The following is a 21,541-nucleotide window of genomic DNA, read 5'->3' on the forward strand; positions in this document are numbered from 1 at the left end:
TCGCGCAGCAGGTTGCGATGCGCCGTCGAGGATGCCGGAGATGCGGTGTTCCGGCACGACACGACAGGTTCCCGGAGAGCACATCAGAGCCAGCGTCCCCGACACACCCTCTGGTCGACTCGCTCGATCCAGCCCCTTCGTGAAGGGGCCTCTCGCTCAAGAGTCCTCGCTTCTGCGGTGGGCCGAGGGCACGAGCATCAGCTTCGGGCGGCGCTTGCTTCGCGCTTTGGGGCCACCTGCCGGGCGTGGATTCTTCGCCCACAAGAGGCTCTGCGACGCGGGCAGTCTGGGCCCTGACGGCGGCGCAAGCTCCTCCGCCGCCGCCGCTTCGCGAGCTTCCCGCTCTGCAATGCAGTGCACGCAATACTTCTCGGGATCCCAGTCGATGTCCTCGAGACCCAGCCGCCGTACCCACATCCGCTCCCACTCCCCCATCTTGCTCGAGCTGGGGCGCTTACCAGAAGGAGGGGGGTCGTCTCCGCGGGACCTTCGGCGCTTCGGCATGGGGCTCCTTGAATTCGGGCGGCGCCCATTCTGCCGGCAACGAATGAGCGCGCCAAGGGGATTCTTCGAATCATCGTTGCCGTTTTGCCGAGTTACGTTCGGCCCTCCGAAATTGCCACGAAATCATACCGCCTCTCATTTTTTCTTCGACGCTCGCCGCGATCAGCAGTCCAGCGGGCTCTGCTCGCCGCTCCACCCCTTCCCCGGGCAACCCGCCGCAGCCGCGGGATCCGCCGCTGCCTCCGTTCGCTCCGGCGCCCGGCCTGGCTCCCGGGAAGATCGCCGCCCCGCCGTTCGCGCCGTCACCTTCGCCCACAAGAATGCTGCCCACCCCGGCCCGTGCTCGGCCCTCCGGGCCTGCGCGTGCTCCGGCGCTTCTGCACCGCTCCACCTGACGAGTTCAACCCACAGGCCCCGCCACGCGTGCCAGGACGCACATTACCTGATCGGGCTCGCCGTTCTCATGAGCGCAGTCCATCAGCAGGCTTGCCGCCAGGCGCAGCTCACGGTGCGCGGCGAGGATGCCGGCGATGCGCTGCTCGGACACCGAGCCCCAGAGGGCCCCCGAGCACGCGAGGAAGATGTCGCCCGGCTCCGTGTCCTCGACCTGAGCCGTCATCTCCACCGCTGCGTCGCAGCCGAGCGCGCGTGTGGCCGCGCTGGCGTGTTGTCCCAGCATGGCTGGGGCATCCGGCGAGGCGGATCCGTCCAACGCCCCACCGTCGCGCGCCGCATCCTCACGCGTTCGCGCCTCCAGCTTCCCCCCACGGAACCTGTAGATGTGCATATCGCCGGCGTAGACGATGTACGCCGCCCCTGGCGCGAGCAGTACACCGGCGAAGCTCACCTGCACGCCGCTCGGTCCCGGCCCCGGACGTTCGTCCTCGGAGCGGCCTGTTCGATGCGGGCGCATCAAGAGCCGCACTTCGTCCCGGCACTGCGGCGCGATCGTCTCACCAGCACAGAGGTCGTCCGCGCAGTGTGCCTCGACAGCGGGTTGCACCGTCTCGATCGCCGTGCGGGAGACGACCTCTCCGCCAAGCCGGCCCGTGATCAGGAAGAGCCCCAGGCAAGGCAACTCCCCAGAGCGCTCTTCGTTGCTCGCACGACGCCTCGACACAAGGGCCTCCGCCCCTGCCTCGATGGCGATCGTTGGACGCACCATCCTCCACCTCGCATGCTCGTCGTAAGGACGAGCCGAGTCAGCGCGCACCACGCTCGCGGTGCGCCGGTCTCCTGTTCTGTCGCCCGGCGCGCCGCGTGGTCGCCGTGCTCCCTCGGCGTGCTCAGGCCGTCAGCGGCTGCTCGCTCGAGCTGGGAGCTCGCGGCGGGACCTTTCGCTCAGGCGCTCAAAAATCCTCGCGCACGAGACGCGCCAGTCGCACCATTTTCAGCAGCAGCCGCCTGCAGCGGCCCTTGCTCCGCCTGCTTCGCCTACCCGCCCTCGGTGGGATCTTCTCCCACCCAGGGCTCAGCCGCAGCTTCGGTCGGTTCGCCGACCGTGATGCCAGCTCCTCCATCACCGCTTCCCAGGCCGCTCGCTTCGCGATGCAGTGCTCGCAGTGCAGCTCGGGGTCCCACTCCACATCCTCGAGACCCAGCCTGCGCACCCACATCCGCTCCCACTCCCCCATCCCGCCCGGGCTGGGGCGTCTTCCGGAGGGAGGGACGTCGTTTCCACTGGAATTCCGGCGCATCGGCAGGGCGCTCCTTGGGATCGAGCGGCGCGCATACTGCCGGCCACGAACGGGCTCGCCAAGCGTTTTCGTCCAGAAATCGATGTCTTTCGATTACTTACGCGCAGCCAGGCCGGGTCGTCACAAAATCGTACGGTCGTCCTCACTTTCTCCACCGCTCGCCGGTGGCAGGAGCTCGGCGGGCTCTGCTGTATCTCGCGCGTGTCGCCCCCACGGCACACCTCTCCCCTGCGATCGCGCTTCGCGCGCTCGCCAGCACCTCCTTCCGCTGCACCGCGCCGCAGCGGGCGGGTCCATCGATGACTCCGCCCGCTACCTCGCCGAGTGTTTGCTCTCCTCGGCTCGTCGTCAGTTCATCCGTCTACTGCCCGCAACTCTCGTTCGTCGCAAAGTTCCAGCAGACGCCGCTGGCGCCCTGAGCACCGGCACTCTGCTCCGATCCACCAGGCCCCGCGCTGCCTCCGTCTCCGGCTGTGCCCATCATGAACTCCTTCAGCTCCAGCGTAGCGCTCGCCGCTGCAGCGTAGGCAATTCCCAACGCGTGGCCCCCTCGGCCGCCGGCGCCAGGACCTCCAGCTCCGCCTCGGCCACCATCCCCGCCTTTGCATCCGGGGATCGCAGGCGCCGCAGGCGCCGTGCCGCCGGCAGCACCAGCTCCACCCGACCCGCCGAGTTGACCCGCCGCGCCATTCCCCCCCTTGCCCGCCTCGCCCACCGCAACGGTCACATCCGCCAGCACCAGCTTCGTCCCCAGGCTTATTATCCCGATGCTCGACCCGCCGGCCTGCCCACCACCGCCGCCCTTGCCACCGCAGCCTCCAGCGCCTCCGCCTCCGCCGCTGGCGCCTACCCCCTCGACGGTGCTCATACTGGGCCCCGGGCAAAACAATCCAGCCTTTGCGCCGCCCCCACCACCGCCCCCTTGACCACGCGTCCCGACTGTGCCGTTTTCACCATCGCCTCCCACGATGCTAGCCAGCGTCAGCGTCGTGTCAGTGCTGGTCGCGCCAGCCATGCCGCGAGCTCCGCTCTTCCCGACTGTGCCGGGCTTGCAGTCGCCGTCTGGATCCGTCTGTCCCGTGCCGCCTAGCCCGGACGCGTCGACGTTCGGCTCCGGCAGCGGCGCACCGTCGGCACCCTTCAGCCCGTTGCCGCCCTCAGTGGTGGTAATTCCTCCGAGCCCGCCGACTCCCCCGCGCGTCTCGCCGTCCTCGCACGCCGTCACGCCGGGATCGTCGCCGTATACCAGTGCAGTGCACGCATTCGACACGTTCGACGGCGCGCCCGCCCCCGCCAGCGGCGCCTCCGTCGGCGTTGTGCCGTCCTCTCCGGCCATCCCATCGCCTGCGGTCACATCCACCTGCGCCAGCTCCGCCTCGACGTCCGCCACCGCAACGCCGATCGACGACCCGCCCGGCTCCGTCGCGCTCGCCGCGCGGACCGAGAAGCTCCGCACCTTCGCCCCGCTCGCAGCCTCCGACACCGTGAGCGCGATCTGGTTCGCAGGCGCCTCGATCCCGCTCCGCGCCTCCTCGCTCCACGTCCACTCCGCATCGCAGTCGAAGCCCCCGATCACCTCGACCCCAGCCTCGATCGTCACGCTCTCCGCGAACGCCCCGCTCGCACACGCAAGCACCCGCTTGTTCCCCGCGTTCGCCACTGCCTCCCCGAGCGACGCGTACGGGTTCGCCTTCGTCCCGTCGCCCCCCGGCTCCGCCGTCGCGCTCGCGAACACCGCGCACTCGTCCCTCACCGAGCTCGCGTTCTCCGTCGGATCCGCCTCGCACTCGGGGTTCGGCACGCTGCCTCCGGTGCCATCCCACAACCCGCGGTGGTGCTCACACATCAGGGTGAACTCGCAGTCCTCCGCGACGTTGCTCCACACCGTATCGCAACCGGCGGAGCAAACGACAAACCCCACGGAGCACAGCTGCCAGCGAACTCGATTCCTCTTCATCGCACCCTCGTGTCGGCTCTTCACCATGCCCCCTGCACCACAATTCCCCTGTAACCCACCTGCGTTTCGGGCAGGACACGCACCTTGCCTGCCGCCTTGGTCCCCGAGCGCGGCCACAGCGCGTAGGTCACGGCTGCAATGGCGAGCACGCCCGACGCCGTGTACGCCACGGTGGCTGCACGCCCGAACGTGTCGACCTGCGAAGCCGTCGATCGGAGCTCAGAGCACGCTTGACTGTATGCAGCCGGTGCATCCGGGCAGCCACCACCCGCCTTGAGGATCGCATCCGCTTGCGCGTGCCCATCCGCGCTCGCGTTGTTCGACGCCACCGTCATCCCGATCCCCACGCCGAGCCCCACCGCGCTCGCCGCGCCCAGCGCGATCACCGGCACCCAGTTCTTCTTCGGCAGTGGCTGCGGCTCCACCGGTCCCGCAGGCGGCTGCCCCGCCACGGGCCCGACGATCCCCGCCCCCGCCGCGCTCGTGCCCCCGTCCGGCGTCGTCCTCGCCGACGCCCGCGGCTCGGCTTTCACCGGCGTTATCGCCAGCTTCACCTCCGCCGTCCCTCCCTTCGCCACGCTCACCGTCTGGCTCGCCGGCTCGTAGTCCAGATGCTTCGCCTCCACCCGGTGCTCGCCGGGGTCGACAAACACCTCGCCTTCCAGCGGCGCCTTCCCCACGGCATTGCCGTCCACCAGCACCTCCGCGCCAGGCGCCCCGGCCGTCACCACCAGCGCCCCCACCTGCGCTCGCGACTCCGCAAACCGCTGCTCCGCCGTCGCTTTCAGCTTCGCGGCCGCCTTCATCAGCGGCCAGTTCCTCAACGCGAACGACAGGTGCCGCGCTGCCTCCCGGTGCTTCTTCAGCTGGTACTCCGTGTTTCCGAGGTTGTACGCCACGTCGAACGTCCGGTTCAGCTCCCACGCCGACTCGAGCTCCGCTTCGAAATACGGGTCTGACGCCGTGGCAGACGACACCCCGAACTCTTCGCCCCACGCAGCACGCGCTGGCGCGCAGCACAGAAGAGCAGCGAGAAGATAGATGCCCACCCCCGGCCCGTGCTCGGCCCTACGGGCCTGCGCGCGGTCCGCCCCTCCCTTGCCCCGCGCTACGCGCGGGACGGGAGGGGTCTCGGTCGCGACGGCCACTCCGCGTCCAGCGCAGCGGCGCGTCCGCCCCCTCGCGCCCCGCGGCTCCCCCACCGCGCAAAAGCGATCTGCTGCCGGGCTGCCTTCAGCGACCGTAGGATGGTATCCGGGTTTGCGGCCCGACGCAGAAGCAGTCAGCAGATCATCGGTCCCTCCGCCCGCGCCTCTTGCGATCCACTCCAGGGTGGTGAAGTTTTCAGCGCCGGGCAGCCCACCGTGCCGCGTCTCCGCGACAAAAGAGTCCCTATCACCCCGGCGCGGGGTGCGTCCAACCATTTCTTGTCGCCTCCTTCAGCTCAGCTGCTCGCGGAGCACCGCGCTCGTCCGCCGCTCCTCCGCATTGCGTTCAGCTCGACGAAATTCTCATCCAACGTCACAGCTCACAGCTCGGCTCACTTCACTGCCCGCAGCTCGTTTTCGCCATGAAGTCCCAGCACGCTCCCATTGTCCCCGGGTTGCCGGCGTTGCCATCGGGACCCCCGATGCCCCCCTCGCCCGCTGTACCCACAATAAACTCCTTCAGCTCCACCGGACTGCTCGGCGCCACGCCATACGCGATACCCACTGCATGGCCGCCTCGACCGCCTGCACCGGGACCGCCGGAACCGCCTCGACCGCCTTTGCCCCCATCGCAGCCGGGGACGGAGTCCACGTGCTCCGAGGCGGTACCTCCAGTCGCGCCCATGCCTCCATCGGCGCCCCGTCTTCCGCTGGCGCCCTGTCCACCCTTCCCCGCCTTGCCGACCGCGACCGTCACGTCCGTCAGCACAAGCTTCGTCCCCAGGCTTACGATCCCGAGGCTCGAGCCGCCGGCCTGCCCGCCACCGCCACCCTTGCCACCGCAGCCTCCAGCGCCTCCGCCTCCACCGCTGGCGCCTACCCCCTCGACGGTGCTCATACTGGGCCCTGGGCAAAACAATCCAGCTTTTGCGCCGCCCCCACCACCTCCCCCTTGACCACGCGTCCCAACTGCGCCGTTCTCACCATCGCCTCCCACGATACCAGCCAGCGTCAGTGTCGTGTCACTGCTGGCCACGCCAGCCATCCCGCGCGTTCCGCTCTTTCCGACTGTGCCGGGCTTGCAGTCGCCGTCTGGATCCGTCTGCCCCGTGCCGCCTAGCCCGGACGCGTCGGCGTTCGGCTCCGGCAGCGGCGCACCGTCGGCACCCTTCAGCCCGTTGCCGCCCTCAGTGGTGGTAATTCCTCCGAGCCCGCCGACTCCGCCGCGCGTCTCGCCGTCCTCGCACGCCGTCACGCCGGGATCGCCGCCGTATACCAGTGCAGTGCACGCATTCGACACGTTCGTCGGCGCGCTCGTCCCCGCCTGCGGCGCCTCCGTCGGAGTCTCGCCGTTCGCACCATCCATCCCGTCGCCCGCGGTCACATCCACCCGCGCCAGCTCCACCTCGACGTCCGCCACCGCCACGCCGATCGACGACCCGCCCGGCTCCATCGCGCTCGACGCGCGAACCGCGAAGCTCCTCACCTTCGCCCCGCTGGCGCCTTCCGTCATCGTAAGCGCCACCGCGCCCGCAGGCCCCTCGATGGCGCTCCGCGCCTCCTCGCTCCACGTCCACTCCGCCCCACAGTCGAAGCCTCCGATCACCTCGACCTTGGCCCCAATCGTCACGCTCTCCGCGAACGCCCCGCTCGTGCACGCCAGCACTCGCTTGCCCTTCGCGTTCGCCACCGCCTCCCCGAGCGACGCGTACGGCTTCGCCTGCGTCCCGTCTCCCCCCGGCTCCGCCGCCGCGCTCGCGAACACCGCGCACTCGTCCCTCACCGTGCTCGCGTTCTCCGTCGGATCCGCCTCGCACTCGGGGTTCGGCGGTCCACCGCCTGCTGCTTGGAGCCAGTCGTGTTCTGGGCCCTTCAGCATGTAGTCAAGGTCGCTGGTCAGTCCGATCGACAGCGCGTCGCACCCGACGGCCGCGAGCACCGCGCAGAGGGTGCCAGCGGTGATGCCACTAAGTCTTCTCACGTTCGCGTCCTTTCCTTCCCGTCACCGCTCACCACACACCCACGACGCCAAGGCCCGTCTCTCCCTGCGCCACCCAGGCCGTCGGCAGCACACCCACCGCGTTGCTCGATGCAGAGGAGTGAGGCCACAGCGCATAGACCAACGCACCTGCGGCCAGCGCACCGGACGCCGCATAGGCCACGATGGCTCCAGTGCCGAACGTTCCAGCTCGCCCGGCTTTCTCTTCGAACGCGCTGCAGGCACTCGCGACATCGCTCGGCGCGTGAACGCACCCAGGCCCCTGCGACAGGATCGCAGCGCGCTGCGCATCCGCCTCGCTCCGCGCGTTGCTGGACGCCACCGTCATCCCGATCCCCACGCCGAGCCCCACCGCGCTCGCCGCGCCCAGCGCGATCACCGGCACCCAGTTCTTCTTCGGCGGCGGCTGCGGCTCCACCGGTCCCGCAGGCGGCTGCCCCATCACCGACCCACCAGCTGTCGCCCCCGCCGCGCTCGTGCCCCCGTCTGGCGTCGTCCCCGCCGACGCCCGCGGCGCGGCTTTCACCGGCGTTATCGCCAGCTTCGCCTCCGCCGTCCCCCCCTTCGCCACACCCACCGTCTGGCTCGCCGGCTCGTAGTCCAGATGCGTCGCCTCCACCCGGTGCTCGCCGGGGTCGACGAACACCTCCCCTTCCAGCGGCGCCCGCCCCACGTTCTTGCCATCCACCAGCACTTCCGCTCCCGCCACGGTGACCGACACCTTGAGCGCGCCCACCTGTGCTCGCGACTCCGCCAGCCACTGCTCCGCTCTCGGCTTCAGCTTCGCCACCGCCTTCAGCAGCGGCCAGTTCCTCAGCGCGAACGACAGGTACGTCGCTGCTTCCTTGTGCTTCTTCAGCTGGTACTCCGTGTTCCCGAGGTTGTACGCCACGTCGAACGTCGGGTTCAGCTCCCACGCCACGAGCAGCGCCTCCTCGGCTTCTTGGTACTTGCGCTCCAGATAGAGCGACTTCGCTTTGTCGACGAGCGCCTCGGCGCGCTTCGCCGCGTCCGCGGCGCTGGCAGGCGCCGTCCCTGGCGCGGCCGACGGCGGCTGTGCGGCAGCGATGTCGGGGTCGGCGATCAAGGTCGCAACGGTCAGCACTACAGCAAGCGATCGGCTGGTCATCATCATGGCTCCACGCGGTCTCACTCCATCCATCCTTCGTCTTGTGGCCGCTCCGTAGGCGCGGGCGCGACGGGCGCCTGCGGAACGTGCGGCGCCGCACGCGTCGGCCGCGCGGGCACAGGCGACACCGGCGCTGGCGGCGCCGGCGGCGCTGGCGGTTGGCTCGCCGTCGCGGTGTCGTCGAGGCTTGGCTCGACCGCCTCCGGCGGTCCCGGCACCACCGGCGCCAGCAGCTCCGAGGCCGCCGGCGGCGCCTGCGTGCTCGGCGCAGGCGCCACGCTCGGCGGCGGTGCCGGCTCCGGCTCTTTCGGCGGCTCCTCTCGCCCCAGGATCCTCGCCAGCAAGAACGGGCCGAGCACCGCGATCACCGCGAGCAACACCATCAGCCACGTCGGCATCCACTGCCGGCGCTTTCCCGTCGTCTCCGTGGCGGCCGGCGCCTTCGGCACCGCGACCGGCGGCGGCGTCACCGGCAGCAACGACGACGGCAGCAGCGCCTTGTCGATCGGCGGCAGCGCTCGATCCGCCCACTGGCTCTGCACCGGCACGCCCTGCTGCTGCACCGGCACGCCCGGCTGCTGCACCGGCACGCGCTGCTGCTGCATCGGCGCGCCCTGCGGCGCAGCCGCGCCCCCGAACACCGGCACACGCTGCGTCATCGTCGCGCCGTGGTGCGCCGCCGCCGCCCCGTGCTGCACCGGCGCGCCCTGATGCACCGGCACTCGCTGCGTCATCGTCGCGCCGTGGTGCGCCGCCGCCGCCCCGTGCTGCACCGCCGCGCCATGCTGATGCGCCGCCGTCACCTGCGGTCCTGCCGGCTGCTGCGCCGTCGCCGGAAACGGCGGCGGCACAGCTTGCGCCGGAAACGGCGGCGGCACCGCCTGCACCGGCAACGGCGGCGGCACCGCGGGTTGCCCCTTGGCCAGCGCAGGCACCACCGGGAACTGGAACAGCGGCTGCCCCGTCGCCTTCTGCTGCTGCATCTCCGTCAGCGCGCGGTCAAGCTCCGGGTTGTTCTGCGCCTGCCGCAGCTTCCGCTCCGCAACCTCAGGATCCGCCTCGCGCCGGATGCTCTCGAGGTCCGGCAGGTACTGCCGGATGTCGTCGCTGTCCTTGTTGCTGCCCATCGAAGACCTCTCTCCTCAGCGACCACACACTAGAACGGCCTGCACCCCGCCGTGGCGCACGGCCCGGCTGGCTTCGCGCCCTGTTGCTTCGCAGGCGCCGCCGGCTTCGCTGGCGCCGCCTTCTTCCGCTCCTCGATCACCCTCAGAAACGACGGCTTCTGACGCTTCGGCATCGGGTAGAAGTCCTCGTCGTCCTCCGTCTCCGCCGCTGCCTTCACAGGCGCTGCCTTCGCCGGCTCTGCCTTCACCGCCGCCGCTTGCTCCTTGGGAGCAGGCGCCTCGGCCTCCGCTGCCGCCCGTGCCTTCTCCGCTGCTCCGGCCTCCACCACCTCGGCCGTGCTCGCCGCCGCCGCGCTCGCCGTCGCCGTGCTCGCCGCCGCCGCGCTCGCCGTCGCCGTGCTCGCCGCCTCAGGCGCTGGCGCCACCGTCGCCGCCTCGGCCGGCGGCGCCGCGCTCGCCGTCGCGCTCTCCACCGGCGCCGCCGTTGCCGCTGGCTCTCCCGTCACCACCGCCGGCCCGGCGTCGCGCGCCGCGCGCAGCCCCAGCACCACCCCCACGCCCCCCAGCGTCAGCGCCAGCGCCACCAGCGGTGCCAGCACGTACGCTTTCGGCGCCCGCCGCGGCTGCGTCAGCAGCGCCGCCGGCGCCGGCGTGGTCGGCGTCTCTTTCCTCAATGCCTCCACCGGTCCCGCGCTCGGCGCTGTCACCGAGCTCGGCGCCACTGGCCGCGCCGCGGCCGGCTGCGGCGCCAATGCCGTTCGCTGCATCTCCATCAGCGCCACCGGCGGCGTCACGTACGGCGCCCCAGCATCCGGCCGCGACGGCACCACCGCCGCTGGCTGCTGCGCCATCGCCGGATACGGCGGCGACGCCGCCGCTGGCTGCTGCGCCATCGCCGGATACGGCGGCACCACCGCCGCTGGCTGCTGCGCCATCGCCGGATACGGCGACGACGCCGCCGCTGGCTGCTGCGCCATCGCCGGATACGGCGACGATGCCACCGCCTGCGGCCCCGTCACCGGCAACGGCGGCGGCGCTACGTACTGCGGCGTCACGTACGGCGGCTCGACCTCCGGCCGCGACGGCACCGCCGCTCGGTGCGTCTCTCTCCACGACGGCTGCGACGCCGCTACGTACTGCGGCTCCATCGCCGCCCTCGGCGGCGGCACCGCGTAGCTCTCCGCCCTCACCTCCGCCGCCCTCGGCGGCGGCACCGCGTAGCTCTCCGCCCTCACCTCCGCCGCCCTCGGCGGCGGCACCCCATACCCCTGCGCTCCCGCCTGCGGCAGCGGCGGCGGCCCCGTCCGCTGCGCCATCTTCTCCGCCCACGCCCCGGACAGCTTCGCCGTCGACGGCAGCGCCTTCAGCGCCGGCAGCGGCTCCGTATGCCCCACCCCCCGCCCCCGCGGCACGCGCGACGACGGCGCGAACGGCAGCGCGCTCGCCGGCGCCACGAACTGCTCCAGCGGCGCCGTCTCCCCGTGCACCACCCGCCGCGCCCGCTTCTCGCCCTCCTGCCGCGCCTCCTCCGTCTCCTCCTCCCCCGCCCGGCCCGCTGCGCCCCTCTCCTCCTCCACCGGCGCGCTGTCCTCCAGCGCCACCCCCGCGAACGCCGCCTGACGCTCCGCCTCCATCCGCTCCCGCGCCAGCCGCTGCGCCAGCACGTGCCCCGCAGGCACCGTCTCTCTCAGCAGCCCCCGCAGGTCCCGCGCCACGTCGTCGAACCTCGGATACCGCTCCTCTCGGTCGATCGCGATGCACCGCGACACCACCGGCCACACGAACTCAGGGCAATCCGGCACGATCTCGTGCACTGGCTCTGGCGCCGCCACAAGGTGCCCTGTCAGCGTCTCCTCCGCCGTCGCCGGCTCGCTGTCGTCCAGGAACAGGTGCTTCCCCGTCAGCACCTCATAAAAAATCGCCCCGAACGCGTAGATGTCCGTACGCCCATCCGGCCTCGCACGCTCCACGCGCTCCGCCTTCCTCGAGCTCGTGTACAGCATCTTCACCTGCTCCGGAGAGATGTACCTCACCGTCCCAACGTCCGGCAGATCATCGGTGTTCATCCCCCCGTCCGCGAACTTCGCTATCCCGAAGTCGAGCAGCCACACGTGCCCTTTCGCGTCCGCCTTCGTCCCCACCATGATGTTCTCGGGCTTCAGGTCGCGGTGCCATATCCCCTTCGAGTGCACGAACGTCATCGCGTCCGCCACCTGCAGCATCACGTGCATCGCGCTCAGGAAGTCCAGCCGGTACGCCTTGTTCAAGAGCTTCCTCAGCGTCCTCCCTTCGAGGTAATCCATCACGATGTACGCCACGTGATCCGGCGACACACCCGCCTTCTTCATCCTCACGATGTTCGGGTGCTTCAGCTTCGGATAGAACTTGCACTCCTGACGGAACCGCCTCGCGAAGTCCTCTCTCTTCAGGTGCCGTGGCAGCATGCACTTGATCGCCACCACATCCTCCGAGTAGTCCTCCACTGCCTTGTACACCTCACCCATCCCACCCGCGTCGATCACCTCCGTGATCCGGTAGTCAAGGAACACGTCCCCGGCCTTCAGCGCCTCCCGCGCCATCACCACACCCCCATCCCGCGCAGCACCAGCGCCGCGATCGCCGAGAACACCGCCGTGCTCGCCAGCGTCAGCCCCGCGAACAGCCACGCGTCCACCGGCGCCGCCCCCGCCGTCACGCCACCGCCGGCCCTCACCCCGCTCGTGCCCTCCGCCACCGCCTCGAACCACGCCCTGCTCTGCGGTCCCCACCCGGCCCCCGCCTCCGGCGCCCGCCCCGCTCTCCAGCTCCCTCCCCCCTCCGCCAGCTCCGCCGCGATCCGCCCGAGCTCCGCCGCGAACGCCTCGGCGCTCTGGAACCGCTCCTCCGGCCGCTTCGCCAGCGCCTTCAGCACCGCACGGTCCAGCTCCGCCGGGATCCGCTGCCCCGCCACCCGCGACGGCGGCGCCGGCGCTTCCTGCACGTGCGCGCGCAGCACCCCCAGCGCGTCCTCGACATGGGCGAACGGACCGTGCCCCACAACCAGCGTATACATCAGCAGCCCCACCGCATACACATCCGCCCGCCCGTCCACGGGCTGGCACCGCGCCTGCTCCGGCGAGGCCGTCCGCGGCGTCCCCACCAGCAGCCCGGCCTCGGTCGGATACGCCGGCCCGTCCACCGCAGGCGGCGCCCCCGGCGCCGCGCCGGCCAGGGCGCCGTCGAGCACCTTCGCGACGCCGAAGTCGAGCACCTTCGCGACCCGCGTGTCGCCCGGCGCGGCCGCCCCCGGCGCGCACAGGAACACGTTGTCGAGCTTCACGTCGCGGTGGACCACCCCCACCCGGTGCGCCGCCGCGAGCCCCGCCAGCACCTGCCGCACCAGATCGATCGCCTCGGCCACCGGCAGCGGACCGCGCCGCTGGAGCTCCTCCCCCAGCGTCCTCCCCTCGAGCCGCTCCATCACGAAGTAGGGACGCCCCGACGGCGTCTGCCCCAGATCGAGCACCGCCACCACGTGCGGCGACGAGACCGCCGCCAGCGCCCGCGCCTCCACCTGCAGCCGGTCCGCGAACCGCGGATCGTGCGCCAGCGCGCGGCGGACCAGCTTCACCACGACCCGCTTCCGGAGCGCGCGGTGCTCCGCCTCGACGACCTCCCCCATGCCCCCGCGCCCGAGCACCCGGAGCGCACGGTAAGGTGTCCCTTCCAGCACATCCCCTGCGGCGCCGGAGGGCCCTGAGCTGTCTGACGTGCGGCGTGCCACCACCGGCGAGGTCTCCTGAGATGGAAATCACGACGAGGGGACCCGTTCAGACAAAGAAAATGCACGGGCGATGTCGATTCCTGAAAAACGACGTCAGTTCGAGGGGTTACCCGCCCGCCAAGGCCCGCCCACCACCCGCTCCGGCGCTCCGGCGCACGGTCCAGGCCCGCCGCCCGCCGCGACCTCGCGGGGCGCGACAAATCGATCCCGGCGTGTCGCTTTCCTTGTCTGAACCGGCCACGCCGCAGTGATTTAGGAGAAGGAACGGGCGCCGCACGCACGCGGCCCCCCCCTGCGCGAGGTCCCCATGACGCACGACGCTTCCGACCAGCACGACGACCTGGAGCCGCCCGGCGACGCCGATCCCATCGTGGAGGCCTGTCTCGCCGACGCGCTCGGCCCGTACCTCGGGGCGCTCTCCCCCGAGGAGCTCGAGGATTACCGCAGGTACCTCACGGTCTTCATCACGACCCACCCGACGGCGGCGCCGCTCCACGCTCGCTTGCGGGCGAAGGGCTACGTCCCGGCCGGGAGCGGCGCGATGGCCCGCGAGAGCGGGAGCGCGAGCGAGGAGGCGGCGGCGCCCGACGACGGGACCTCCGGCGGGCGGCATTGATCAGGGACCGGCGTCCTCCTCCTTCATCTCACCCCCCGCGGGAGCGCGTCATGGCGGCGCTCCCCCTCGCTCGCCGCGTCGCCAGGGCGACCGCGCGGATCTACGGCGTGCGGACGCGCCAGGGCATCGAGGACTGCGAGCAGACGGCCTACCAGGCGCTCCTGGAAGCCGGGCTCGGCTTCGATGAGACACGCGGCGTCCCCCTCGGCATCTATGCCTGGAAGCGGGTCGCCGGCGCCGTGATGCGGCAGCTGACCCGCGACGCGCCGATCCGTCGCGCCGGCGCCGCCGCCGCGCTCGACGCGGCGGAGTCGATGCGCGACACCAACGATCCGTTCGGCGACGACGACGACGACGCGTCGGGCCAGCTCATGGCCCATTGCCGGACGCTCGTCTTCACCCGCTTCGTGGGGGACACGGGCGAGCGGCTCAGGGCGCCCCCGGAAGACGCGCTCGCGCGCACGCGCGCCTTCGCGGCGCTCGCCGGGGCGCTCCGCGGCCTCGACGAACGGGAGGCGCGCCTCATCGAGCTGCGGTACTGGCAGGAGCTCTCGTGGGCCCAGGTCGCCGCGGCGCTCGGCGTCCACGAGAAGTACGCGACCCGCATGGACGAACAGCTGCGGAGACGCCTCCGGGGCGATCTGCAGGCGAGCCACGTCGAGGAGCCGCCGCCGAGCGAGGGGACCTGAATGGACCTCAGCGCCGGACCACCCGAGCTTCCGGAGCAAAAGGCAATTACAGGCGATAACACCGACCTCCCCCTCGAGCCCCTCTCGAGCCGTGAATCAACTGCAATTGAGCCGTAATCGAGCCGCGGCGCCCCTCCCGGGCGCGCCGCGGGCCGACTCGAAATCTCCTGCCGACCGAAAGGGCATTTACAATCTCCACACGCCCTGAGAGCGTGACGCATGGTGCATTCCCCGGCGCGTCGCCGGAGGACAACCAAGGAGGCACCATGGCCCTCAAAGACCTCTCTCCTCGTCAAATGGTCCAGATCACCGGCGCATGGCTCGACCCGGAGCGCGAAAGGCCGCGCCTCGCGTCGCTGAAGCGGTGTGCCCCGCTCATCGACGATATCGAGGAGGCGCACGAAGGCGTCTTGAAGTCGCACCGGCGGCAGAAGAAGGCGGACGACCAGATCTCCGAGATCCAGCAAAAGCTGGTCGCGACCGATCAGATCCATGATCGCAAGGCCCGCGGCGCCCATGCGGTGCTCACCGGCTTCGCCGATCTGGCCGACGATCCCGAGGACGCGGCGATCTACCTCGAGATCCGCGATCAGCTCTTCGCGGATGGGCTCAAGTTCATCGGGGCGAGCTACAGCGATGAGGCGGGCGAGGTGAAGCTCGCGCGCGACCGGCTGACGCCGGAGTCCAAGGCGGCGCTCAGGGCGCTGCCGACGCCGGGGGGCAACCTGCTCAAGGCGGTGCAAGCGTGGTTTACCGCGGGCGACGAGCTCGGCACGCTCGACGCGCAGCGGATCCACCTTTCGGCGGAGGACCGGCCGGGCGCGGCCGCGTCGCCCGGCGGGCAGCTCCGGGCGCGCAACCGCTGGATCAAGGTGGTGCGCAGCGTCCTCCAGATGCTGGAGCTCGAGGAGGCCGACGAGGAGACGGCGCGCCGGCTGCTCGCGCCGCTCCAGCGGGAGACGGCCAAGGCCGAGCGCCGCCGCTCGGGCGGCAAGGAGGAGACCGACGTGGAAGGCGGCGCGCCGCCCGACGCCAACGAGCCAGCGATCGACGAGGGAGCCCCGGCGACCGGCGTGGATTGACGAGGCCGCCCCTCCGCCGGGCCCTACGGGCTCACTCGATCCGTCAACCAGCCCCCTCCGCCGGGCCCTCCGCGCTGACTCGATCCGTTGACCACCCCCCTCCGCCAGGCCCTCCGCGCTGACTCGATCCGTTGACCGCCCCCTCCGCCGGGCCCTCCGCGCTGACTCGATCCGTCACGCCGCCCTCCGCCGGGCGCTCCGCGTTGACTCGATCCGTCACCAATCCCCCTCCGCCACCCCCCTCGCAACGGATCGCGTCCGTCACCAACCCCCTCCGCCACCCCCCTCACAACGGATCACCTCGCCTCTCCCGCTCCGCGGGCCCCTCACAGGCTCGCGCCCTTCGAACAGGCCGCAGCGCCTGCTTGACGCACCACGTCGGCGCTGCCATGACCGGCTCCCTCCGCCTCGGGCGTGCTGTTTCAGCCGCGCGCGCCGGGTCCACGCATGGGGCCGCCGGACCGGCTGCCGCAGGCGTGGCGCGTCCTTGCCGAGGCGGACTACGCTCTGCGTTACCACACAGCAACAGGAGCCACCGAGCCGTGAAGATCCTCGTTCCGCTCAAGCGCGTCGCCGATCCGGATAACGCGAACAAGGTGAAGATCCCCGCTTCCGGGGACAAAATCGAGACGACCGGGCTCGAGTGGAAGCCGAACCCGTTCGATGAGTACGCGCTCGAAGCGGCGCTCCGCCTGACCGAGGACGGCAAGGCGCCGAAGACGCGGGCGGGCGAGGTCGTCGTCGTCACCTTCGGACCGAAGGAGACCGAGCAGACGCTCCGCGCCGCGCTCGCCACCGGCGCCGACAAGGCCATCCGGGTCGACGCCACCGACGACAAGCTCGACGGCGACCTCGTGGCCCGCGCCCTCAAGACGCTCGTCGAGCGCGAGAAGCCCGACGTCGTGGTCATGGGCAAGCAGGCCGTCGACGGCGACTCCAACCAGGTCGGCCAGATCCTCGCCGAGCTGCTCGACTGGCCGCTCGCCTCGTTCGCCGCGACCATCAGGGAAGAGAAGGGCGCGCTCCTCGTCGGCCGCGAGGTCGACGGCGGCGTCTCCACCCTCCGCGTGCGCCTGCCGGCCGTCGTCACCGTCGACCTCCGCATCGTCGCGCCGACCAGCGTCTACTCCCAGAAGACGGCGCCCGCGTTCAAGTACAACGACGGCGTCCGCTTCGCGGCGCTCCCCGCGATCATGGCCGCCAAGAAGAAGCCCCTCGCCGAGGTGAAGCTCGCCGACCTCGCCGCGGACCAGGCGCTCAAGGTCCAGTACACCGCGTTCCAGCCGCCCCCCGCGCGCAAGGCGGGCATCAAGGTGAAGGACGTCAGCGAGCTCGTCTCGCGCCTCAAGAACGAGGCGAAGGTCCTCTGACGGGACGCAGCGAGACGAGACGGGACGAGAGGAAGGCGACAAGAGGTCGAAGACATCGAGGGTGCCGCCGACGCGGACCCCCGACCCGCGTCGACGGGTCGACGAGGTGCAGGAGGGATCATGGCTGACGTTCTCGTGGTGGCCGAGGCCGCCGATGGAAAGCTGAAGAAGACGACCCACTCCGCGGTCACGTTCGCGAGGCAGGCGGCGGCGGCGCTCGGCGGGACGTACTCGATCCTCGTGATCGGCGACGCCCTCGGCGACGCGGCCGCCGAGGCGGCGACGCTCGGCGCGGCCAAGGTGCTCGTCGCCCAGGCGAGCTCGCTCAAGGACTACGTCGCCGAGCGCTACGTGCCGACCGTCGCGGCGGCCGCCAAGGGCGCTGCCGTCGTCGTGGGCACCGCGAGCGCCTACGGCAAGGACCTGCTCCCGCGCGTCGCGGCGCGGCTCTCGGCGGGGTTCGCGAGCGACATCTCCGAGCTCCTCCCCGAGGGGAACAAGCTCAAGTACAAGCGCCCCATGTACGCCGGCAACGCGTACGGCGTCTGCACCGTCTCGACCCCCGTCCAGGTCGTGAGCGTCCGCCAGAGCGCGTTCGCCCCCGCCGAGCCCACCGGGTCGCAGTCGCCGATCGAGCCGGTCGCGGTCGTCCCGCCGAGCGCGGCGGCCGAGCGCGTCGAGTTCGTCTCCTTCGACCAGGTGAAGAGCGAGCGCCCCGAGCTCACCGAGGCCAAGGTCGTCGTCTCCGGCGGCCGCGCCCTGAAGGAGCGCTTCAACGAGATCCTCGACCCGCTCGCCGACGTCCTCGGCGCCGCCCTCGGCGCCAGCCGCGCCGCGTGCGACGCCGGCTACGCCGCCAGCGACCTCCAGGTCGGCCAGACGGGCAAGGTCGTCGCCCCCTCGCTCTACATCGCCGTCGGCATCTCGGGGGCCATCCAACACCTCGCAGGGATGAAGGGCTCGAAGGTCATCGTCGCCATCAACAAGGACGCCGACGCGCCCATCTTCCAGGTCGCCGACTACGGCCTGGTCGCCGATCTCTTCGCGACCGTGCCCGAGCTCGTGAAGCAGATCCAGGCAGCCCGCAGCTGATCCTCGCGCGACCGACGCAGCCAGCGCGATCAACGCGACCAGCGCGACCAGCGCAACCAACGCAACGGACGCGACCGCGACGCGGCCACCGCGACCAGCACAACCGACCCCGCCGGGGTGCACCTCGTCCGCCCTCCAGCGAGGCAGGCGTACCCCGGCTCACCGGATGAGTCCGTCCAGCGAGGAGTTCACGTTCGCGGGCGCGATTTCCGTGTCAGGTCGCGCACGTAGCATCTTGTTCGCGTCCTGCGGCCGTGGGATCCCTTGAGCTCTATGCCCGAACGCCCGGACATGCCGATCGTCGCGGCGCTCGCGCAGGCGCGGGCATTGCTGTACGACGCGGCCACGACCACGGAGCAGCGGCGGCTCATCGGCCCCACGGTCATGGAGATCGACCGCGCGATCGTGAGCCTCGATCCGACCGCGAGCGCCGCCTTCGAGCTCACGCCGCTCGCGGCGTCGGTGCCGCCGGTCGACACGGAGGTCGAGGCGCTGCGCCGCGAGGTCGAGCGGCTTCGCGTGATCACCCAGCACGAGCGCGGGCTCCTCGACGCGCTCCTCAGCGAGAGCCCGCACGGCATCATCGTCTCCGACAGCCAGGGCAAGCTGATCCTGCAGAACCGCGCCTCCGAGCGGATCTGGGCCGGCAGCTCCACCGCCGAGAACGTCGAGAGCTGGGGGCGCTACCGCGCGTTCCACCCCGACGGGCGGCCGTTCGAGGGCGGCGACTGGTCGATGGCGCGGTGCCTGTCGCGCAGGGAGACCGTCCCCGCGGAGGAGATCCACTTCCAGCGCTTCGACGGCACCCACGGGATGCTGCTCGGCAGCTGCGCGCCGCTCTTCTCGCCGGAGGGCGAGATGCTCGGCGCGGTGTCCATCTTCGCCGACATCACCCAGTTCAAGCAGCTCGAGGCGGACCTCCGGGTCAGCAAGACCAAGTTCTCGACCACCCTGAAGAGCATCGGCGACGCGGTGATCTCGACCGACGGCACCGGGCGGATCGACTTCATGAACGCCGTGGCCGAGACGCTGACCGGCTGGACGCTCGACGAGGCGAAGGACCGCCGCCTGTCCGACGTCTTCCGGATCATCTCCGAGCAGACGCGCGACGACCTCGACAACCCCGTCACCGAGGTGCTGCGCCACGGCGGCATCATCGGGCTCGACGACACCACGCTGCTCCTGCGCAAGGACGGCTCGGAGCTCGCGATCGACTCGAACGGCGCGCCGATCCGGAGCGAGGAGGGCGAGCTCGTCGGGCTCGTGCTGGTCTTCCGCGACGTGACCGAGAAGCGGCTCGCCGACAAGCGGCGCTACTTCATCGGCGAGGCGAGCCGGCAGCTCGCGCTGTCGGGCCTCGACTACGAGAGCACGCTGGCCAACGTGGCCCGCCTCGCGGTGCCGCACATCGCCGACGCCACGGTGGTGGACATCGTCGAGCCGGACGGCTCGCTGGGCCGGCTCGCGGCCGTGCACGCGAGCGAGACGAAGAAGGCGCTGGGGCGGGATCTCCCGGCCCGCTACCCGACGGATCCCGAGGTGCCGCGCGCGGTGCACGCGGTGCTCCGGTGCGGCGAGTCGCTCCTGCTCCCCGAGGTCGAGGGCATGGCGTGGCAGCGCGCCGCGTCGCTGAAGCCCGGCAACGAGTGCTGGTCCGGCGCGCACGACCCGGCGTATCTCGCGCTGCTCCGGGAGCTCGGCGTCCGCTCGGCGATGATCGTGCCGCTGCGCGCCCGGGACCGGACGCGCGGGGCGATCACGCTGCTCTCGACCGAGTCGAGCCGGCGCTACACCGTCGAGGATCTCGCGCTCGCCGAGGAGCTCTGCAACTTCGCCGCGCTCGCGCTCGACAACGCCCAGCTCTACCGCGAGTCGCAGCAGGTCAACCGCGCCAAGGACGAGTTCCTCGCGACGCTCTCGCACGAGCTCAGGACCCCGCTCACCGCGATCCTCGGCTGGGCGCGCATGCTGCGGCAGGGCTCGCTGAAGCCGGACACGCACGTCCGCGCGCTGGAGGCGATCGAGCGCAACGGCACGCTCCAGGCGCAGCTCGTCGAGGACCTCCTCGACGCCTCCCGCATCATCACCGGCAAGCTGCGGCTCGACGTGATGCTGGTCGACCTGCCGCCGATCATCAACGCCGCCATCGACGCGGTCCGCCACGGCGCGGACGCGAAGGGGATCGAGCTGCTCGTGCAGCTCGACCCGAACGCGGGGCCGATCTCGGGCGACCAGACGCGGCTGCAGCAGGTGGTGTGGAACCTCCTGTCGAACGCGATCAAGTTCACCCCGCGCGGCGGCAAGGTCTCGATCCAGCTCGGCAAGGCCGACGGCCTGGCCCGCATCCAGGTGAGCGACACCGGCCAGGGCATCGTGCCGGAGTTCCTGCCGTACGTGTTCGACCGCTTCCGCCAGGCCGACAGCACGAGCACGCGGCCGCACAGCGGGCTCGGGCTGGGCCTTGCGATCGCCCGCCACCTCATCGAGCTCCACGGCGGCACCGTGAAGGCGGAGAGCGCCGGGGACGGCAAGGGCGCGACGTTCACGGTGGACATCCCGCTCGCGCCCCGGGGCGCCATCGCGGCGCTCCGGCGGGCCGACGGGCTGGTCCCGCTGTCCAACGAGCTGGAGCCGACGCTCCAGGGCGTCCGGGTGCTGATGGTCGACGACGAGCCGGACGCGCGGGAGCTCGTGACCACGGTGCTGGAGCGCAAGGGGGCGAGCATCACCGCGGTCGCGACGGTCGACGAGGCGCTGTCCGCGATCGAGCGCGAGAAGCCCGACGTGATCCTGAGCGATCTCGGGATGCCCGGGGAGGACGGCTACAGCCTGATCCGGCGCCTGCGCGCGCAGAGCCCCGAGCAGGGAGGGCGCATCCCCGCCGCGGCGCTGACCGCGTACGCGAGCGCCCAGGACCGGACCCGCGCGCTGCTGGCCGGCTTCCAGTCGCACGTGCCCAAGCCGATCGAGGCGTCGGAGCTCGCGGCCGTGATCGCCAACCTGGCGGGCCGCACGGGGTAGTACCGCAGCCGACCACGTCAACGGGATCGTGGTCGTGGACGTAAACGGCCAGACGTCCGTGAGGACGCCCACGACCAGGGAGGCCCCCCGCTCCCCGTCGTCCCGCCGGCACGCCCAAACGACGAAGGGCGACCCTCAGGCCGCCCTTCGTGAAACCCCAGATGAACTGAGTCGGGGCGAGAGGATTTGAACCTCCGACTCCTCGGTCCCGAACCGAGTGCGCTACCAGGCTGCGCTACGCCCCGTTCGCTGCCCCAAGAGCAACGCCCGCTGAACAGCGGGCGCGCAACATCGCCAAGAGCGAGCCTCTTGTCAAGACGAAATGATCAGGGCTCCACGGCCGCACC

The 21,541-nt window shown here is 71.4% G+C and carries 14 protein-coding genes and 1 tRNA gene; 6 read left to right on the forward strand and 9 right to left on the reverse strand.

The features are described 5' to 3' along the window. Window positions 1-904: 904 nt before the first annotated feature. The 8 genes from ACSRUE_RS45070 to ACSRUE_RS45105 all read right to left on the reverse strand — a co-directional run bounded on the left by ACSRUE_RS45070 (window position 905) and on the right by ACSRUE_RS45105 (window position 13,327). Complete coding sequence (locus ACSRUE_RS45070) at window positions 905-1,669, reverse strand: PP2C family protein-serine/threonine phosphatase (RefSeq protein WP_441288950.1); 765 nt, start codon at window positions 1,667-1,669, stop codon at window positions 905-907. An 893-nt stretch (window positions 1,670-2,562) separates the two neighbouring features. Beyond that, a complete protein-coding gene (locus ACSRUE_RS45075; RefSeq protein WP_441288951.1) occupies window positions 2,563-4,185 on the reverse strand; it encodes a hypothetical protein in 1,623 nt (540 codons plus the stop codon). Further along, window positions 4,179-5,135 (reverse strand): PEGA domain-containing protein, encoded by a 957-nt coding sequence (locus ACSRUE_RS45080; protein WP_441288952.1) that lies wholly within the window; start codon window positions 5,133-5,135, stop codon window positions 4,179-4,181. Before ACSRUE_RS45080 ends, ACSRUE_RS45075 begins: the two co-directional genes overlap by 7 nt. Window positions 5,136-5,703: 568 nt before the next feature. Next, window positions 5,704-7,287: a hypothetical protein gene (locus ACSRUE_RS45085; protein WP_441288953.1), complete on the reverse strand. Its 1,584-nt coding sequence runs from the start codon at window positions 7,285-7,287 to the stop codon at window positions 5,704-5,706. 28 nt (window positions 7,288-7,315) lie between these two features. Further along, complete coding sequence (locus tag ACSRUE_RS45090) at window positions 7,316-8,410, reverse strand: PEGA domain-containing protein (RefSeq protein ID WP_441288954.1); 1,095 nt, start codon at window positions 8,408-8,410, stop codon at window positions 7,316-7,318. 44 nt (window positions 8,411-8,454) lie between these two features. Next, window positions 8,455-9,561 carry a hypothetical protein gene (locus ACSRUE_RS45095; protein WP_441288955.1) on the reverse strand — a complete coding sequence of 369 codons (1,107 nt, stop codon included), beginning with the start codon at window positions 9,559-9,561 and terminating at the stop codon, window positions 8,455-8,457. Between the two features lie 29 nt (window positions 9,562-9,590). Continuing rightward, window positions 9,591-12,140, reverse strand: a complete 2,550-nt coding sequence (locus ACSRUE_RS45100) for a protein kinase domain-containing protein (RefSeq protein WP_441293197.1) — start codon at window positions 12,138-12,140, stop codon at window positions 9,591-9,593. Then, window positions 12,140-13,327: a serine/threonine-protein kinase gene (locus ACSRUE_RS45105; protein ID WP_441288956.1), complete on the reverse strand. Its 1,188-nt coding sequence runs from the start codon at window positions 13,325-13,327 to the stop codon at window positions 12,140-12,142. Before ACSRUE_RS45105 ends, ACSRUE_RS45100 begins: the two co-directional genes overlap by 1 nt. Window positions 13,328-13,631: 304 nt before the next feature. Here ACSRUE_RS45105 and ACSRUE_RS45110 point away from each other — a divergent pair, with 304 nt between their 5' ends. The 6 genes from ACSRUE_RS45110 (at window position 13,632) to ACSRUE_RS45135 (ending at window position 21,194) form a co-directional block, all read left to right on the forward strand. Further along, window positions 13,632-13,940, forward strand: coding sequence for a hypothetical protein (locus ACSRUE_RS45110; RefSeq protein ID WP_441288957.1), 309 nt, complete (start codon window positions 13,632-13,634; stop codon window positions 13,938-13,940). A 50-nt stretch (window positions 13,941-13,990) separates the two neighbouring features. Further along, window positions 13,991-14,629: a sigma-70 family RNA polymerase sigma factor gene (locus tag ACSRUE_RS45115; protein WP_441288958.1), complete on the forward strand. Its 639-nt coding sequence runs from the start codon at window positions 13,991-13,993 to the stop codon at window positions 14,627-14,629. A 266-nt stretch (window positions 14,630-14,895) separates the two neighbouring features. Beyond that, window positions 14,896-15,711, forward strand: coding sequence for a hypothetical protein (locus ACSRUE_RS45120; RefSeq protein ID WP_437761678.1), 816 nt, complete (start codon window positions 14,896-14,898; stop codon window positions 15,709-15,711). A gap of 542 nt (window positions 15,712-16,253) precedes the next feature. Next, on the forward strand, window positions 16,254-17,081 hold the full coding sequence (locus tag ACSRUE_RS45125) for an electron transfer flavoprotein subunit beta/FixA family protein (RefSeq protein ID WP_441288959.1): 828 nt from the start codon (window positions 16,254-16,256) through the stop codon (window positions 17,079-17,081). Window positions 17,082-17,201: 120 nt separating this feature from the next. Then, the gene (locus tag ACSRUE_RS45130) at window positions 17,202-18,173 is read left to right on the forward strand and encodes an electron transfer flavoprotein subunit alpha/FixB family protein (RefSeq protein WP_441288960.1); all 972 of its coding nucleotides are present in this window, start codon (window positions 17,202-17,204) and stop codon (window positions 18,171-18,173) included. A 273-nt stretch (window positions 18,174-18,446) separates the two neighbouring features. Further along, window positions 18,447-21,194, forward strand: coding sequence for an ATP-binding protein (locus ACSRUE_RS45135; RefSeq protein ID WP_441288961.1), 2,748 nt, complete (start codon window positions 18,447-18,449; stop codon window positions 21,192-21,194). Window positions 21,195-21,365: 171 nt separating this feature from the next. On the opposite strand, the gene ACSRUE_RS45140 is transcribed toward ACSRUE_RS45135, so the two are convergent. Next, a tRNA-Pro gene (locus ACSRUE_RS45140) sits at window positions 21,366-21,439 on the reverse strand. Window positions 21,440-21,541: the final 102 nt, after the last annotated feature.

Source organism: Sorangium sp. KYC3313 (genome assembly GCF_052075895.1).
Classification (GTDB): domain Bacteria; phylum Myxococcota_A; class Polyangia; order Polyangiales; family Polyangiaceae; genus Sorangium; species Sorangium cellulosum_B.